Origin of the sequence: Bacillus sp. MUM 13, assembly GCF_001866725.1 — a bacterium.
Classification (GTDB): domain Bacteria; phylum Bacillota; class Bacilli; order Bacillales; family DSM-1321; genus Peribacillus.
The window spans coordinates 1-218 of sequence record NZ_MLYQ01000181.1 but is presented as its reverse complement, the minus strand read 5'-3'; the positions used below and the strand labels follow the sequence as shown (position 1 = coordinate 218).

1 pseudogene is annotated in these 218 nt (G+C 45.4%); it reads left to right on the top strand.

Annotation, left to right across the window (positions count from 1 at the left end):
- Positions 1-218, top strand: a pseudogene (locus tag BIV59_RS22580) (group II intron reverse transcriptase/maturase); the annotation flags it as partial.

Below are 218 nucleotides of genomic sequence, written 5' to 3'. Positions count from 1 at the left end.
ATAAATGGTACCTACTTTCCCCAACCTGTACGTCGAGTCGAAATCCCGAAACCGAACGGCGGTGTAAGGAAGTTAGGAATCCCGACAGTGATAGATCGTTTCATCCAACAAGCTATTGCACAAGTACTCAACAAGGAGTTTGATCCTTTGTTCTCTAAGCAAAGCTACGGTTTTAGACCGAACAAGCGTGGTCATGATGCAGTCCAACAAGCTAAACG